Origin of the sequence: Psychrobacter sp. JB385 (assembly GCF_900163785.1) — a bacterium.
Lineage (GTDB): Bacteria > Pseudomonadota > Gammaproteobacteria > Pseudomonadales > Moraxellaceae > Psychrobacter.
In genome coordinates, this window is the sequence record NZ_FUKN01000008.1 from 1 (window position 1) to 16687 (window position 16687).

Sequence of the window (16687 nt, forward strand, 5' to 3'; positions counted from 1 at the left end):
GTGGTTCGCCCATGTGAGAGTAGGTCATCGTCAGCTCTCTATTCTGACTAGCCCCTTGATACTAACGTATCAGGGGGCTTTTCTTTGTGTGGCTGTTTTGTAAGATCTTTCTCATAATATTAATTCTTCTATACTTTCTTTCTATTTGTATTCTCAGCTTTCAAATATCGTTATGGTATTCAAAATATTAGATATTGGGTTTTATATCTACTGTCTTTTTTTATGCATATTTTGGCATTCGTATTTATTAAAATGATTTGACTTATATCATTTTAACTGATAATTTTAAACAGTATTTTTATCTAAGTTAATAACACGGAGGTATTAACTGATTGAATAAAGTGGTTTTTATTGGATCAAAGTATTAAATTTCCGCAGTACTCCTACCCTTATAATTATCAAAAGGAATTGATAATGAAGTTAGCTCCTCTTTTTTCAATTGGTGCTTTAGCCGCTATTAGCCTTTTTGGTTGTTCTAACCAATCCGCTGATGCCACTGCTGGATCATCAGCATCCTCTCAAGACACAACCGTTTTACGCTTCTCTCATTTTTGGCCAGCCACGTCTTCTATTAGTACAGAAGTTTTTGAACCATGGGCAAAACAAATAGAAGAAGATTCTAATGGACGCTTAAAGGTAGAGTTATACCCATCAGCGGGTCTTGCGAAAGCCGATGTGACCTATGAGTCTGCTGCTAAAGGCACTATTGATATCGGTTCACAAGCACATGGCTATACCAGTGGTCGTTTTCCTCTCACTCAGATTGCTGAGCTTCCAGGTTTATCAAATTCAGCCACTCAGATGGGCTGTATGCTACAGACACTTTATGAGGACGGAACGCTTGCCAGTGAATACAAAGACACGCACATGTTATTTATGTATGGTGCTGGACCAGGTTCTCTGCATACCACTGATAAGCTTATTCGTACACCTGCAGATATGAAAGGAATGCGTATTCGTCGTCCTTCAGCAGTCGCGGGTGATATTATTGAAAGTGCAGGTGCCTCACCTGTCGGATTGCCTGCCAATGACATGTATACCTCTCTACAACGGGGTGTGGTTGATGGTCTTAGTTTTCCATGGGAGGCCGTGACTGCTTTTAAAATTGACGAAATCACTAAGTACCATACCAATATTCCGTTTTATAGCTCAGCCCTCATGGTGACGATGAATAAGGACAAATACGACAGCCTACCTGATGATTTGAAACAAGTCTTGGATAAAAACTCAGGTATGGCGCTTGCCAATAAGGTGGGTGAAGTATTTGATAAGCATGATCAGATGGCGATACAAGCGGCCAAGGATAAAGGCGACGAAATTATCGAGATTCCTGATCCTCTCAATGACCCAAATTGGAAAGGTCCGCTTGAAAAGGGGACTAAGAAATATTTGAGTGATGTCAAAGCGTTAGGTCTGGATGCCGATAGTGTCTACGAAAAAGCCAAAGCTGCTAGCGCAGCCTGTAAGGTTTAGCCTATTGGAGGTGTTACATGATCTTTTTAATTAAAATCAGTACCTTCATTTCTAGGTTATGCCAGTTTTTTGGCGGTGTCAGTCTTATCATTATCGTATTAGCGACCATGTTGGATGTGACGGCTCGTTATATATTTAAGCTCACGGGCGGCGAGTTTGGGTTTACCGTAAAAGGGAGTGTAGAGATTGTCTCTTACTTTATGTTATTTGCGTTACTTGCTGCTTTTGCCGCTTTTGTAGAGCGCTCACAAATCATCGTCGATGTATTCACCCAAAAGATGCCTCAAGCTATTAAAGGTTACATGATGGGCATCTTTATGTTGGGCTTCTTTGTCATTGGAGTTGTCTTCTCGTGGGGTCTCTATGAAAGTGCAATCGATGCTGTAGAGTATGGCAAGGTCACTCAAGATCTTAGAGTCTCGATGATGCCTATCTATATGTTTAGTGCCTTTTTGAGCCTTTTGCTTGCCGTTCGCTCATTGATTGAATCCATCAATATCTTTAAAACTGGCGAGTTTTTTGATGCTGAGGAGACAGGCGCATGAGTCCAGAAATTATCGGTGCCATTGGTCTGCTGGTCATGATTTTATTGGTGGTGCTGCGAGTGCCAGTTGCATTGGCTATGTTGGGTGTGGGATTGGTCGGTTTTGGTGCTGTGACTGCGCCAAGTGGGGCACTGCAAATGCTAAAAGACATTCCAGTCGATGTCTTGGCAAAGTATGATTTTAGCGCCATTCCTTTGTTTATTTTGATGGGCGTATTCGCGACTCATTCAGGTATGGCGGGTAAGTTGTTTGAAGCAACGCGCACCATATTTGGTGGCGTGAGGGGCAGTCTTGGCATTGCAGGTATTGGCTCATCTGGTATTTTTGCTTCTATCTCAGGGTCTTCACTTGCGACTGCATCTACCATGACCAAAGTCGCTCTGCCCCAAATGGAAAAGTACGGCTATCAGCCAGGTTTTGCCTGCGGTATCTTAGCCGCTGGTGGAACGCTGGGTATTATGATTCCGCCCAGTATTGCATTACTGGTCTATGCTATCTTAACTCAGCAATCTGTCGGTGATATGTTTATCGCAGGTTTTTTGCCGGGTATATTGGGTATGGTGATGTACTCGATCACTGTGATGATCATGGTACGCTGGAAACCGCATCTTGCCCGTCGCGGTGAACCAACGTCAATAAAAGCAAAGCTGTTGTCATTGACTGGTTTGATACCGTTTAGCTTTATTTTTATCATTATTATCGCTGGTATTTTCTTTGGGTTATTTACCCCAACAGAAGGCGCAGCAGTGGGCGCTTTTGTATCGTGGGCTTATGCTTTTGCCAAAGGCATGCGCCTAAAGGGCTTAAAGCAGTCACTCATTGAGACGCTTGCGCTATCAGCAGTGGTCTTTTTTATGCTACTTGGCGCCGAGGCATTGGGTTATTTTATTTCGGTATCACGTCTGTCTTACACAATGGCGACTTGGATTGGGACTTTATCAGTTAGCCCTATGATTGTGCTGATTTGCATTTTGGTCATGTACTTTTTGCTAGGGTTATTTATGGATGCGCTCGCGATGTTGGTTATCACGATTCCAGTGGTTTATCCCATCATTGTAGCATTAGGGTTTGATCCGGTGTGGTTTGGCATTATTGCCGTATTAACGGTAGAGCTGGGTTTGATCACACCTCCGATGGGGATGAATATCTTTGTCATCAAAGCGATGGCACCGCATATTAAACTGAGTGATATGTTCCGAGGCGTTGCGCCTTTTATTGTCTCAGATGTGATTCGACTGGGTATTTTGGTCGCTTTCCCAGCCATTTCGTTGGTGTTATTGACGTAATTTTTATTTGTAATAATGACCCTTTAAGCTAAAAATCTCAAATTTAATCAATCGTTCTATTTTTTGAGCCATATCGTTGTCATAACGATGTGGCTTTTTTATGGCAAAGCAAAAAGCTGATAAACGGAATCGATATAGTATGAGCAGCCAGAAGGTGCGCTACAACATTACAGTACCTAAAACCCACATGATTAGTAAAAATGGTTTGAGCCAGTGTTTGATTGCTAAGGTAGTTGCTTAGTACAGTGTGGAGCAGCACGATAACTTTTCTTATCATTCTAAAATTTGATGGATGTAGTAAACTGGTTAGTGTTTTGGTATTTACCCTTTTATATGATGAGTAGAGACAGTCATGGCAGTCGATTTTAGTAACACGCTAATAGTCGCGATTTCTGCAACCGCACTTTTTGATTTAACAGAGTCTGAGAGCTATTTAGTACGATTGTTAGAGCAAAAACCAGCAAGCGCTATCAAAGAGTTTCGCGATTATATGACGGAACGTGAGAATGAGCCTTTAGCTATTGGCGCAGGCTATCCACTGATCAAAGCTTTATTAAATTTGAACGAATATTGTGAAGACAAAAATGGGCAAGATTTAGAAATCGAAGCGCCTTTGGTCGAAGTCGTTATCGTCTCAAAAAGCAGTCCAGACACAGGCATCCAAGTACTCAATGCCATTTTGGCGCATGGGCTAAATATTTCCCGATCCGCCTTTATTTCAGGAAGTCCAATTGCGCCCTACATCAAAGATTTTAATGTCGATTTGTTTTTAACCACCAATCGTGATGATGCGCAGCAAGTCGCCGATGCCAATATTTGTGCTTGTGCGATATTGGATGCGACACCTGTCAATACCTATGAATTGGACACCAATCAGCTGCGTATCGCCTTTGATGGTGACGCGGTACTGTTTGATGACTCAGGTGAGCTGCTATATAAACAAAAAGGTCTGCGAGCGTTTCATGATCGCGAAACACAAATGCGTGATTTGCCGATTGAAAAGGGGCCTTACGCTGAATTGCTGATCAAATTATCAAACTTACAAGAGCGACTGCCAGCTGGCCTTCAGCACTCTCCCATAAAGATTGCACTGGTCACTGCTCGTAATGCGCCTGCTGACTTACGAGCGATTAAAACGCTAAGAGAATGGGGCGTCAATGTGGATATGGCGTTTTTCTTGGGCGGTTTAGAAAAAACAGCCGTATTGAGAACCTTTGCTCCGCACATCTTTTTTGATGATTCGATCAAACACATCGATGCAGCACGTGATTTCATCCCTACGGCATTGGTGCCGTACCACTCAACCTCATTGTTGCATAGTGACAGTTATTTGACGCCTGATAAAGATGCGACCTTGATGGCTTTTGAGCCTGTAGAGCGACCAGCTTTTACCGTACGTCACTAAAACATATCTGAAAATTCAATCAAAAGGATAAAGTCGTCTATGAAGTGGCAGCAATTGCTCAACTTGATCATAGTCCGTATCAAGCAGGTCATTGGCTTATATGCATTTGTACTCATACCAATGTGGGGCATGTTTTTTTTAAATGATGTATTGCTGTTTGGTATGTGGAACATCTTTGGGATTGTGCCGCGCGCTTTTGATATAGGGAGTATGATCGGGGTGTTTGCATCATGGACGATGCATGGAAGCTTTTCACATTTACTGGGCAATACGCTAACGTTATTACAAATCTTGTTTTTATTTGGATTGTTTGAAAAAAATGCCTACCGCACGATACTCAAACTGATTGTTGCATCAGGATTGGTCACATGGGTTATTGGCTCGCCACTGTCCATTCACATTGGGGCGTCAGGACTGTGTTTTGCGATGCTTGGCTATATGATTGGCGGCGCAATATTTGCGCGGCGCTGGGGTTACTTACTGGCATGTATAATCATGGGCACAGGGTACTGGTTGACGATCAAACAAGGACTGATGCCGCAACAAGGTATCTCATTTGCGGCGCATTTTGGTGGCTTGTGTGCTGGGCTATTGTTAGGCGCTAACTCAAAACATACGTATTCAGCAACCTCTCAGCGCTATTGAATGCTTAGCATTATTCAACCTACATCATATAAAGGTCACTGAATCATTTTATAAATAGGTTGGTCACAATGACGTTGATTCTAAGCGGTAGAGCAGCGCTGGTGTTAACTCATGCAAACACTGATAAGTAAAGGATCATCTTTAGCCAATGCTCGCCATGCTGTGGTCTGCTTGACATGCTCGTCGATAGTCAGCGTACTGTCTTTTGCAGGCAATACATAATCTGCCCGAGCGGGGGCGCTGCAATCTATTACTTGCGAGACTTTTTGCACACCTCTACGTCTCTCAAACAGATACAAATTGACCAAATGTACATCTGGGTTATCAACTTGCACAGTGGCATTGCCAATATCGGCTGCGATAAAGCGTAATATTTGCGGCTTAACGTAAGTCCATGGGCGGAACCATGTACTCTCTTCAATTTTTTTAACGACAGTGACACCTTCAGGAAGTTGCGTCACCTGTTGATCAAACCAGCTATACTCCTGTTGAATCTGGAAGCCAAATATACCAATGGCAGCAAATAATGGGATAAGCCATTTTGGTGTTCTTTTGCCTGCCAGTTTGCTGAGGTGAGTTATGATCAGTGCTATCCCAGCCAGACCAAATCCAGCAGCTATCGTAGCGATAAACTCGTAAAGCATAAAATCTTCCTTAATGCGATAAGCGCTTTTAATTAAGCGTCTGTAGTAGAGCAGAACTTAAGAATTTTTGTAAAAAATAGAGGATAAAAAAATCACTCACAAGCAGCAACTGCCTGTGAGTGATATATATTAACGCAAAATATATCCTCATTCGTGCGCTTAGTGGTCGATTGCACCGCCAGCGCCGCGTGGAGAGCGAACACTTTCAACCAGTTCTTGAATGTACAATGGTGGCGCTGGTGTCGCATATGAGACAATAAATGCTACGATGAAGTTAAGCATAGCACCAACCGCACCAAATGATAATGGCGAGATACCAAACAGCCAATACTCTTCTGTATCAGGGAAACTTGCAGTACCACTGATGAAGAACCAACCTTTGAACAAAAAGATATAAACTAGGATACTAATCAAACCTGTTAACATACCAGCGATAGCGCCAAGGCTGTTAATACGTTTAGAGAAAATACCCATCATTAGTACTGGGAATAGTGACGCTCCCGCAATACCAAAGGCTAATGCCACGACTTGTGCGGCAAAGCCTGGTGGATTGATACCTAACCATGTTGCTACTACAATCGCAATACCCATAGTGATACGCGCTACTTTTAACTCGCCTTTATCACTAATATTTGGGTTGAGGTTTCTTTTGATCAAATCATGACTGATCGCTGATGAGATAGCCAATAGTAGACCTGCGGCAGTTGATAGTGCTGCGGCCAAGCCACCTGCTGCAATAAGACCAATAACCCATGGTGGAAGATTTGCAATTTCTGGGTTAGCGAGTACTAGAATGTCATTGTTTACGTCAAGCTCGTTACCTGCCCAACCTGCTTTTGCGAATCGACCATCGACTTCTAGATCGTGTGCAGTACGAGCTTGATCGAGAGCAGCAGTTGCTGCTGCAACATCGCCACCATCAGCTTCAGCAGTATTTAATGCCAATTGAGCGGCACCAAGTCCACTATCGTTATACATTTGAATACGACCATCATTATTGAGATCATTGTATTTAATGAGGCCAGTCTCTTCCCATGTTCTCATCCAATCTGGACGTTGATCATAGTTGATAGACTCAGCTTCCACGCCTTGTGGATAGATAGTATCGATTAGATTTAGACGCGCCATCGCACCTACAGCAGGAGCAGTGAAGTAAAGTAACGCAATGAATACGAGCGCCCAACCTGCTGACCAACGCGCATCAGATACTTTAGGTACAGTGAAAAAGCGGATAATAACGTGTGGTAGACCTGCTGTACCAATCATTAGCGACAAGGTAAATAGCACCATGTTTAGCTTATTTGGTACATCAGCGGTATAAGCAGTGAACCCTAAGTCAGTCACTACCTGATCAAGCTTAGTCAATAAAGGTATACCTGATTCGACATGGTTTGAGAACAAACCGAGACCTGGAATGGGATTACCTGTCAACTCAAGTGAGATAAATACCGCAGGGATAGTATAAGCAATGATTAGAACGACATACTGTGCAACCTGCGTGTAGGTAATACCTTTCATACCGCCTAGTACGGCATAGAAGAAAACAACCACAGCAGCAATAAGAAGGCCAGTCGTATTGTCGACTTCTAAGAAACGTGAGAACGCGACGCCAGCCCCTGTCATCTGACCAATAACGTAGGTAGTCGACGCAATAATCAAACACACGACCGCGATCATAGCGGCTGTCTTAGAGTAAAAACGGTCCCCAATAAAATCAGGAACCGTAAATTTACCGAACTTACGTAAGTATGGTGCTAGCAGCATCGCTAGAAGTACATAACCACCCGTCCAGCCCATTAGATACGTTGATGCGCCATAACCCCCAGCGGCAAGAATACCTGCCATTGAAATAAAGGATGCCGCACTCATCCAGTCAGCGGCGGTTGCCATACCGTTGATGACGGGATGGACACCACCACCTGCAACATAGAATTCACTGGTTGAACCAGCTCGCGCCCAGATTGCAATACCGAAGTATAGAGCGAAGGATAGACCGACAAAAATAATATTGATTACAAATTGACTCATAGCATTATTCCTCGTCTACGCCATATTGTTTATCTAACTTATTCATACGCCAAGCGTAAAAGAAGATTAAGACCATAAATACTATAATCGCGCCTTGCTGAGCAAACCAAAAGCCCAGATCAGTACCGCCGACTTTAATACCAGCTAAGAGAGGACGTAATAAGATTCCAAAACCATAAGAGCATAGTGCCCAAATGACTAGACAGCCTAAAATGAGACGGACATTGGCACGCCAATAACCGGATGAATCGTTGTGGTTTTCCATAGAGCAACTCCTTTTGTCTTACCTAAAATATTATTGTTGGTCTCATCCTAATCACTTGTGCTGGTCTTGCATCTGTAAGAAGGGGCAACGGCAGTCAATCTATATAGTGGGACGTAACAGACAGTCTGTGTTGATTTTTCTAAAACAAACAATGCATAGAGCAACATAAGAGAGGCGGTGACTATTCCTTATCACTTAACCTGTCATAAAAAACAGAAACATGCGGTTTTATAAAATGAGCATTATAAACAATGAGATTTATAGTACGTAATGCCACAAATCATTTACTTTAAAATAATAGCTAAGTTATGAAATACTGCTTTGGTCACTTTGATCAAAAATAATATGTGAGATGCACAAAGTGTGTCGAGGAAGAAAGAAGGGGCAGGACAATCCGCTGTCTTTTTCACAACTCGTCTTCCTGACAAGCGTTTGAGGTTCTAAATGTTATAATCATTTATGCTAACATCTAATCTAGATAAATGTTTATAAATAATTTTATCAACATCTGGTAAAAGCAACTATGAATAATTATTTATAGATATGATTTAAAATCATAAAAAATAATACAATTCATTTATGCCAAATATTAATGTTACTAGATTATTACTAAATTTGTCTAATTTATAATGTTAAATTGTTACTCAATAGATTCTATAGGATATCAAGTGCAAATAACATTTATTTTATAAATAACGATTATAAACCGATAATCAAATGTGATGCCGCAGACGGCTGAATATCTATAAAATGCTTATGATATTTTCAGACCAAATTTTTTAAGTGACCACACTTGTGGTTTAAATTTTTTAAAAGTACTGTCTGCAAGACAAATACATAAGCTGTATAAAGTATAAAAGAGGAGTCCGTATGACCGAAGGGATAGCTGGTTGGTTCAACAACATCGTAAATTATGGTGTTAGTATTATTTGGGGAAACAATGAATGGTTGGTGGCTAACAACCCTTGGTACGGACTGTTAATGTTCGTACTGATTGGCGCTGGTCTTTACTTCACTGTCGCTACACGCTTTATTCAGTTTCGCCATTTTGGCCATATGTGGAAATTATTACGTGTTTCGAACCAAGGCCGCAAAGATGGCGGTATCAGCTCATTTGAAGCTTTGATGACATCATTAGCCGCGCGCGTCGGTACTGGTAACTTAGCAGGGGTCGCGATTGCGATCTATCTTGGTGGCCCAGGGGCGGTGTTTTGGATGTGGATGACTGCCCTTGTCGGTATGTCAACCAGTTTTATTGAGTCAACGCTAGCACAGGCCTATAAAGTACCTCATACAGACAACGTGTATCGCGGTGGACCAGCTTATTACATTGAGAAAGGCCTAGGAATGCGCTGGCTAGCGATATTTTTCTCGATATGTTTGCTCGTCGCTTTTGGTCTGGCATTTAATGGTGTGCAGTCAAATACGATTGCTCAAGCGACTAATGAGGCTTTCGGCGTTCCAACATGGATGACCGGATTGGTATTGGTGGTATTGGTTGCGCCAGTGGTATTTGGTGGTCTGCGTTCAGTCGCTCGTATCGCAGGTAAGATTGTCCCTGTGATGGCGATTTTGTATATCTTACTAGCGCTATTCATTATTGTTACTAACTTTAGCCAGTTTCCAGCGGCGGTTGCCTTGATTGTCAAGTCGGCATTCGGCTTTGAGCAAGCGGCAGGCGGTGTGATTGGTTACGGTATCGCTCAGGCTATGATCAATGGTATCAAACGCGGTTTGTTTTCGAACGAAGCGGGTATGGGTTCGGCACCGAATGCGGCAGCAACGGCAAAAAGCCATCCTGATCATCCAGCGGTGCAAGGGTTTATGCAAATGCTGGGTGTTTTTCTAGATACGCTTGTGATCTGTACGGCAACGGCCTCAATCATCATATTGTCTGGCGTGGTCGATCCAAACGTTGAACAGGAAGGCATTCAGTTAACTCAGTTAGCCTTATCGCAATATGTTGGTGATTTGGGCGTGACATTTGTTGCTATAGCCATTTTCTTCTTCTCATTTACGTCTATTATTGCCAATTACAGTTATGGCGAGTCGAATCTTGAGTTTATCTCTGGTGCCAAAAACGCCAAAGTCATGATCATGATATTCCGCTTTATGGTACTCGCCATGGTGTTTGTGGGAGCTATCGCTAGCTTACCAGCAATTTGGAACTTTGCTGATTTATCAATGGGTCTTATGGCATTGGTCAACCTATTTGCTATCTTGATGTTGTCTCCCGTGGCACTAAGAGTCTTACGTGATTATGAACGTCAAGTCAAAGAAGGCAAAACAGGCGATCAAATCAAATTTGATCCAAATAATTTTGTGAAGCTAAAAGATGAAGCCAATCGCGATGCTTGGACAGATTGATTAAGACGATTTGACATAGCCATTTCAACATAGACTGATGACCTACAATAGGCATGATTTTTAGATTGAATGGACGATAGGTAAGTGAGATAAACGAAAAAACCGCCTTTAGAAAGGCGGTTTTTTTGTGCGTGTTATTGATTAAAAATGAAGTCCCTACAACGATGGTTTACATGTTGGGATAATTGGGGCCGCCGCCGCCTTCTGGCGTGACCCAAGTGATATTCTGCGATGGGTCTTTGATATCACAGGTTTTGCAATGCACACAGTTTTGGGCATTGATAACAAACTTGGCACCTTCGGCATCTTTTACCACTTCATACACCCCTGCTGGGCAATATAAACGCGCAGGTTCAGCATACAAAGGCAAATTGATCGAAATAGGAACCGTAGGGTCGGTCAATTTCAAATGCGTCGGCTGATCTTCAGCATGGTTGGTATTAGAGATAAAAACGGATGACAATTTATCAAACACCAATTTGCCATCAGGCTTCAGATAGGTCGGCTTGTAGGCATGATTGGCACGCTCTAGCTGGTCATAATCTGGCAGATTGTCATGTATGGTAAATGGCATTTTACCTTTTAAGATGTTGTGCTCGAGGAAAATAAATGCGCCGCCCATAAATTGACCCATACGGTGCATCGCAGGCGAAAAGTTACGCGATTCGTAGTTGTCTTGATAGAGCCATGATTCTTTATACATGGTGCTATAAGCGACGACTTCATCGTGTTGACGCCCAGCTTGTGTGGCTTCAAAAATTGCTTCGGCTGCGAGCATACCTGACTTCATAGAAGTATGGGTGCCTTTAATTTTGGCAGGGTTTAGGAATCCAGCATCGTCACCCACTAATACACCACCTGGGAAGGTGAATTTTGGTAAAGAGTTCAGTCCACCTTTGGTCAAAGCACGCGCGCCATAGGAAATACGTTTACCACCTTCTAATACATTTTTGATGACAGGGTGGGTTTTTAAACGCTGTAGCTCATCAAACGGAGACATGTAGGGGTTGTGGTAAGACAAGTCAGCGACAAGTCCAAAACTGACTTGGTTGTTTTCGTCGAAGTATAACCACCAGCCGCCGGTAGAACCAGTCTCGGTCAACGGCCAGCCAAGACCATGCATGACCACGCCTTGCTCATGTTTTTCTGGCGTAACTTCCCACAGCTCTTTTAAGCCGATACCATAATGCTGAGGGTCTGAGTCTTTATCAAGACTGAAACGACTAATCAAGCGCTTGCCTAGATGACCACGACTGCCTTCAGCGAAGACCGTATATTTGGCAAGCAGTTCGTAACCTGGCTCAAAACTTGGCTTGGCTTCACCATTGGCAGCAACACCCAAATCACCTGTTAGAATACCGCGAACTGAGCCGTCATCGTTGTATAAAATGTCGTCCGCAGCAAAACCTGGGAACATCATGACTTCAAGCTCTTCTGCTTGTACTGCCAACCAGCGAACCACATTGCCAAGCGAGACAATATAGTTGCCATTATTATGCATCGGCGCTGGAATTAAAGCATCTGGGACTTTGGTGGAGCGTGTGGCTGAGTTTAGGTAGTAAAAGCGATCTTCGGTTGCAGGTACGTTTAGCGGTGCGCCTTTTTCTTTCCAATCTGGTATCAGCTCATTCAACGCACGTGGTTCAATGACTGCGCCCGATAGAGTATGGGCACCAAATTCAGAACCTTTTTCAACCACACAAACCATAAACTCATCGTTGCCCGCTTCAATAGCAAGCTGACGCAGGCGGATAGCAGTAGAAAGACCAGCAGGTCCACCGCCAACGATGATAACGTCAAATTCCATCGACTCACGTTCGACTTCAGGCTCAGCTACAACAGGCTCTACGGCAACCGGTGCTGCTTCTGTCTGCTCTGCTTTGTTCAAATTTGCCGTCTCTGTCGCTACTGTTGTGTCAGTATTCACAGTGTCACCATCAATGACTGGCTTTTGATTGTCTTGCTCTTGCATACCTACTCCTAAACTTTTAGTGGCTTATCTCAGGGCATCATTAGCTTAACACTTGAATAATCGACTTGCGGCGCTAACTTTACTCAGACATATGGCTGCCCAATAAAAACTGTTTTGATAATATTGATCGACTTATTTCTATCAAAGCAGTTTATCTAAGGATATCAATACATAACGTAAAATGTGCCATCAATATGAAATTTTACTTTATCAGGGCAATAAAAAACCGTTACTCATTATAAAAGAAAAATCCCACAAACACGACACGCATTTATGAGTAACGGTGTTAAGGTAAACGCGAAGTAATAAAGGTATTAAAATGATAAAAGCCAATCATACCCGAAACTAAAATTTATAGTAGTAATAGATTTGCCAAACTTTGACTACTCAGTAAAGGAATACATGATGAACGACAATGCAAATAACGCTATGGGAAATAACGAAAACATCACTGACGCCATGAGTAATAAGACTTCCCACTTAAATAATATTGATGCGCTCAGTCAATATATAAAGGATACAGCTGGAGTACGTGAGGGACGCGACATACCACCATTAGAAAACTGGCATCCCAAAAGTGTGGCCGACATGGATTTAGTGATAAAATCTAATGGAGAGTGGTGGCATGAAGGTGAGAAAGTGACCAGAGAGTCATTGGTTAGCTTATTTGCCTCCATTTTATGGAAAGAAGACAATAAGGGTAGTACTGAGTATTTCTTAAAGACGCCTGTACAAAAACTTCGTATTCAAGTGGAAGATGCACCGTTATTCATCACTGATGTGGGTATTGTCAAAGAAGACGGCGAAAGTTGGCTGGAGTTTACGACGACGACAGGGGATGTGGTACGCTTAGATGATGAGCATCCTATCACATTACAAGCGTATCATCCTACCCTGAATCATAGCGCAGATGTGAGTTCTGAAAACAAGCAAGAGCAAGTAAGCGGTGTATCTGTAAGACCCTATATGACTGTGAGAAATGGTTTAAGGGCGCTTATTGCTCGTCATACTTTTTATCATTTGACTGAGATTGGCAAATTAACAGAATCGAATGGCGAAACAATACTCACCTTACAGAGTGGCGCCAAGTCTTATCAGATTTCGATGCCAGCTGATTAAATATCATTGATATGAGTTTGGTAAAAGTAACCTTGTCACAGCAATTTACTCATTGCAATCCCCCTATTAGCTATTATAATTTTATGCATCAGACAATGTCTTTATCCGCGCTTCTATTTGGATGATTACTATTGGGAAGCATATTATGAAATTGGAAAACTAGCATGAATTGGACAAACAGCATGAAGATGACGTGTGTATAAAAATGACAATAAACTTATAATGGGTATCACCGACAATCCTTCTATCAATGTTGTGAAAGTACGGACAGATACTTTCACAGATAGTACGTCCGTAAAAGTTAATGAATTGGGCATAAAGAGCGTATTAACTCCGCCAGAATCAAACTACAACGCCTGTAAAGCTCCTATTGGCGTGTTTGATTCTGGTATTGGAGGCTTATCAGTTTATCTGCATTTAGCGCAGCAATTGCCTGCTGAGCGTTACGTATACTATGCTGATACATTAAATGTGCCTTATGGCAATCGCGATAGCGAAGATATAGAAGCTTTGACCCTGACCGCAGTAGAATGGTTATATCAGCAAGGCTGTAAGCTTATCGTCATGGCGTGCAATAGTGCCTCAGCCTATGCATTAGAAAAAGCCCGACGCTGTTATCCGCAACTATTGATTGTCGGCTTAGTGCCAGCCTTAAAACCTGCGGTATTGGCAAGTAAAAGTGGTCTTGTAGCCGTATTGGCGACTAAAGCCACCTTGAACGGGTCGCTGCTCAATGATGTCATTGATAAGATTGCAAAACCCAACCATGCAGAAGTTGTAAAGTATTTTGATCCGCAGCTGGTGCCGTGGGTAGAGGCGGGAATGCCAGAGCAGGATGTGACAGCTGAGCGCTTGCGTCAGCAATTACGAGTCTTTGCCAATGATGGCGTTGATCAATTGGTATTAGGCTGTACCCATTATCCCTTTTTTAAACCGTTTTTGTTGGATGAGATTGCAAGGCAGCATCTGGCTATGCAAGTTGTAGATTCTGGACAGGCCATTGCTGAGCGGGTTAAGCAGCTGCTGGTTATGAACCATCTATCTGCATGTGCTCATAATGAACCAGAAGACAGTGATTTAGATATCAATAAAAAAACAAATGTCGATATTAAGCATCCATTAACTTTTTATGCCACAAGATATGATGATAAACTCAATGTTTTGATACAGCGCCTGCTTGGTGAAGAGACAATATTGCAATACTATACTAAATAGTTGCTATTATTTTTGTTTGAATAGGTGCCTAAGTTTTGGTATGGATTTAATCGAAATAAGTTGAGCTCACCTTTGCCAGAATATGCTAGGCTGTGAAAAACAAGATATTTGTGCTTTGTCTTATATCATATTCTATTGTGTCACGACCTAAGCCTAGAGGTAATTGTGCCAAACCGCCGCTACCATATCCATGTTATATGCGCTGACAATGATCAATTACTGGCCTTGGACCGACTAGCCATATTTTTTCAGACCCGCGCATTTTTGACGTATGATGTGTCCAGTAAGCTGGCCAAAGCATCATTGTATGGGCGGCAATGCATCGATTCTTGTGATTATGCATTGATGCTCATTGGAGACAGCTACGGTACCGTACAAAAAACGGGTGTTAGCCAAATGCATTTGAGCTATTTGAATGCCAAAGCCAAAACCAAACCGTTAATCATACTGATCAAAAATCATCGTCAGGATGCGAATATCAGTCGTCAATTGCAAGAATTCATCAAGTTAGTCGTGAGGCAGGACAATCAGCTGTATTATTACGACACAGAAGAAGACATCGATCACCTAATCGTGCAGGCTTATTATAATACGCTGAGTCATCACAAAGTGGTGGGGGGCTGGGCAAGAGGCGATGAAGAACTGATTGAGTTTAGCAAACAGTCGGTGTCTGAAAGGTTCTCTGATCTCCTTTCTAATAGTAAAGCGACTAAAAAAGAAGAGTATCTCGATAATGACGCCATGACTGATAGGGTTAGCAAACCAATTGCGTTGCAAGAATCTTTTGATATTTACTACAGTGCCCAAGCGTATGAGGGCGGTAATTTAACAGATGTTACCAGAAGCATGACATTAACTTGGCAGGAAGTATTGGCGGTGTTAGTGAGAATACCGACGACTTTTTCCAGCTATGGCTTACAAAATTTTATCAATCGTTTGATAGCAACTAAAGCGGAACAAGATATCAAACAAGATATGCCAAATGTCCACGCGGTCTCACGTTGCCAAATTTCTCAAGATGATTTTAATAAATTACAGCGACAATTGGTCAGTGCAAATTGGATACAACTCACCACTTATGGCAATCGAGTGTCACAAGAGCTTTGGAAATTGACGTTTTATGCAAAAAGTTTGTTAAATACCGAAGAGTGAGATTACTAGTGCACTGTATTCGCCTTTGACAGTATCAAGACGTCTTTATAAAAAAGAGGCTTAGCGTACTATTAATGTAAGTATAGCCAAGACTACGTTTTGTAATACAAAGCATACGCGCTAACGGTTGTGAAATGGCTTGAGACTGAGGATAATAAGATCTATAAGATTTTTGTCTTATTACTTACAACAAAATTATAAATGCATCAAATAATACGGACTAGTTAAGGAGCGCGCACCATGAGTAACTCTAAAAATGATGAATTATTAAGAGAATTGGATGGCTTAGAAAAGTCCATGCATGATGCTGAGAAGTTTCATACGTTAGAAGAGCAAGTAGCGGATATGAAGCGTCGCGGTATTGACCCAAGCCAAGTCTACAAAGAGCTAGACAATAGAGAAGAAGACGAAGATTGGGGCGACGCCACTTGGAAAGAAAACGGTAAGTGGGAACCAAAAACGCCAGCCGATTTGGACGAAAAGGCACGTGAGAATTGGAATGGCGACAATGGCAAACCAAACCCACCACCAATTGTCTAAGTTCTTTTTGCTAATTGCTATTTAATATTAA

Annotated in this window: 14 protein-coding genes; 10 read left to right on the forward strand and 4 right to left on the reverse strand. The window is 42.2% G+C overall.

From position 1 onward, the window contains the following. Positions 1 to 414 precede the first annotated feature (414 nt). The 5 genes from CZ794_RS03720 to CZ794_RS03740 all read left to right on the forward strand — a co-directional run bounded on the left by CZ794_RS03720 (position 415) and on the right by CZ794_RS03740 (position 5354). The gene (locus CZ794_RS03720) at positions 415 to 1473 is read left to right on the forward strand and encodes a TRAP transporter substrate-binding protein (protein WP_087040292.1); all 1059 of its coding nucleotides are present in this window, start codon (positions 415 to 417) and stop codon (positions 1471 to 1473) included. 17 nt (positions 1474 to 1490) lie between these two features. Further along, entirely contained in the window at positions 1491 to 2018 is a 528-nt protein-coding gene (locus tag CZ794_RS03725; protein WP_087040293.1) for a TRAP transporter small permease, read from the forward strand. Continuing rightward, positions 2015 to 3304, forward strand: a complete 1290-nt coding sequence (locus CZ794_RS03730; protein WP_087040294.1) for a TRAP transporter large permease — start codon at positions 2015 to 2017, stop codon at positions 3302 to 3304. The genes CZ794_RS03725 and CZ794_RS03730 overlap by 4 nt, the downstream gene beginning before the upstream one ends. A gap of 352 nt (positions 3305 to 3656) precedes the next feature. Beyond that, complete coding sequence (locus tag CZ794_RS03735; RefSeq protein ID WP_087040295.1) at positions 3657 to 4709, forward strand: 5'-nucleotidase; 1053 nt, start codon at positions 3657 to 3659, stop codon at positions 4707 to 4709. A 39-nt stretch (positions 4710 to 4748) separates the two neighbouring features. Beyond that, the gene (locus tag CZ794_RS03740) at positions 4749 to 5354 is read left to right on the forward strand and encodes a rhomboid family intramembrane serine protease (protein ID WP_087040296.1); all 606 of its coding nucleotides are present in this window, start codon (positions 4749 to 4751) and stop codon (positions 5352 to 5354) included. Between the two features lie 104 nt (positions 5355 to 5458). Here CZ794_RS03740 and CZ794_RS03745 read toward each other — a convergent pair whose 3' ends face one another. The 3 genes from CZ794_RS03745 to CZ794_RS03755 all read right to left on the reverse strand — a co-directional run bounded on the left by CZ794_RS03745 (position 5459) and on the right by CZ794_RS03755 (position 8291). Beyond that, complete coding sequence (locus CZ794_RS03745) at positions 5459 to 5998, reverse strand: hypothetical protein (RefSeq protein WP_087040297.1); 540 nt, start codon at positions 5996 to 5998, stop codon at positions 5459 to 5461. A gap of 159 nt (positions 5999 to 6157) precedes the next feature. Next, positions 6158 to 8026 carry a sodium:solute symporter family protein gene (locus CZ794_RS03750; RefSeq protein WP_087040298.1) on the reverse strand — a complete coding sequence of 623 codons (1869 nt, stop codon included), beginning with the start codon at positions 8024 to 8026 and terminating at the stop codon, positions 6158 to 6160. 4 nt (positions 8027 to 8030) lie between these two features. Next, positions 8031 to 8291: a DUF4212 domain-containing protein gene (locus CZ794_RS03755; protein ID WP_087040299.1), complete on the reverse strand. Its 261-nt coding sequence runs from the start codon at positions 8289 to 8291 to the stop codon at positions 8031 to 8033. A gap of 870 nt (positions 8292 to 9161) precedes the next feature. Between CZ794_RS03755 and CZ794_RS03760 the strand changes: the two genes are divergently transcribed. After that, on the forward strand, positions 9162 to 10658 hold the full coding sequence (locus CZ794_RS03760; RefSeq protein ID WP_087040300.1) for a sodium:alanine symporter family protein: 1497 nt from the start codon (positions 9162 to 9164) through the stop codon (positions 10656 to 10658). Between the two features lie 169 nt (positions 10659 to 10827). On the opposite strand, the gene CZ794_RS03765 is transcribed toward CZ794_RS03760, so the two are convergent. Beyond that, positions 10828 to 12465, reverse strand: a complete 1638-nt coding sequence (locus CZ794_RS03765; RefSeq protein ID WP_087040371.1) for an electron transfer flavoprotein-ubiquinone oxidoreductase — start codon at positions 12463 to 12465, stop codon at positions 10828 to 10830. A 567-nt stretch (positions 12466 to 13032) separates the two neighbouring features. Here CZ794_RS03765 and CZ794_RS03770 point away from each other — a divergent pair. From CZ794_RS03770 to CZ794_RS03785, 4 genes are all read left to right on the forward strand, one after another. Further along, positions 13033 to 13749, forward strand: coding sequence for a DUF1285 domain-containing protein (locus tag CZ794_RS03770; protein ID WP_087040301.1), 717 nt, complete (start codon positions 13033 to 13035; stop codon positions 13747 to 13749). Between the two features lie 222 nt (positions 13750 to 13971). After that, entirely contained in the window at positions 13972 to 14964 is a 993-nt protein-coding gene (gene murI / locus CZ794_RS03775; protein ID WP_087040302.1) for a glutamate racemase, read from the forward strand. A gap of 276 nt (positions 14965 to 15240) precedes the next feature. Beyond that, positions 15241 to 16116: a DUF4062 domain-containing protein gene (locus tag CZ794_RS03780; RefSeq protein ID WP_256958856.1), complete on the forward strand. Its 876-nt coding sequence runs from the start codon at positions 15241 to 15243 to the stop codon at positions 16114 to 16116. A 240-nt stretch (positions 16117 to 16356) separates the two neighbouring features. After that, on the forward strand, positions 16357 to 16656 hold the full coding sequence (locus CZ794_RS03785) for a hypothetical protein (protein WP_087040304.1): 300 nt from the start codon (positions 16357 to 16359) through the stop codon (positions 16654 to 16656). Positions 16657 to 16687 lie beyond the last annotated feature (31 nt).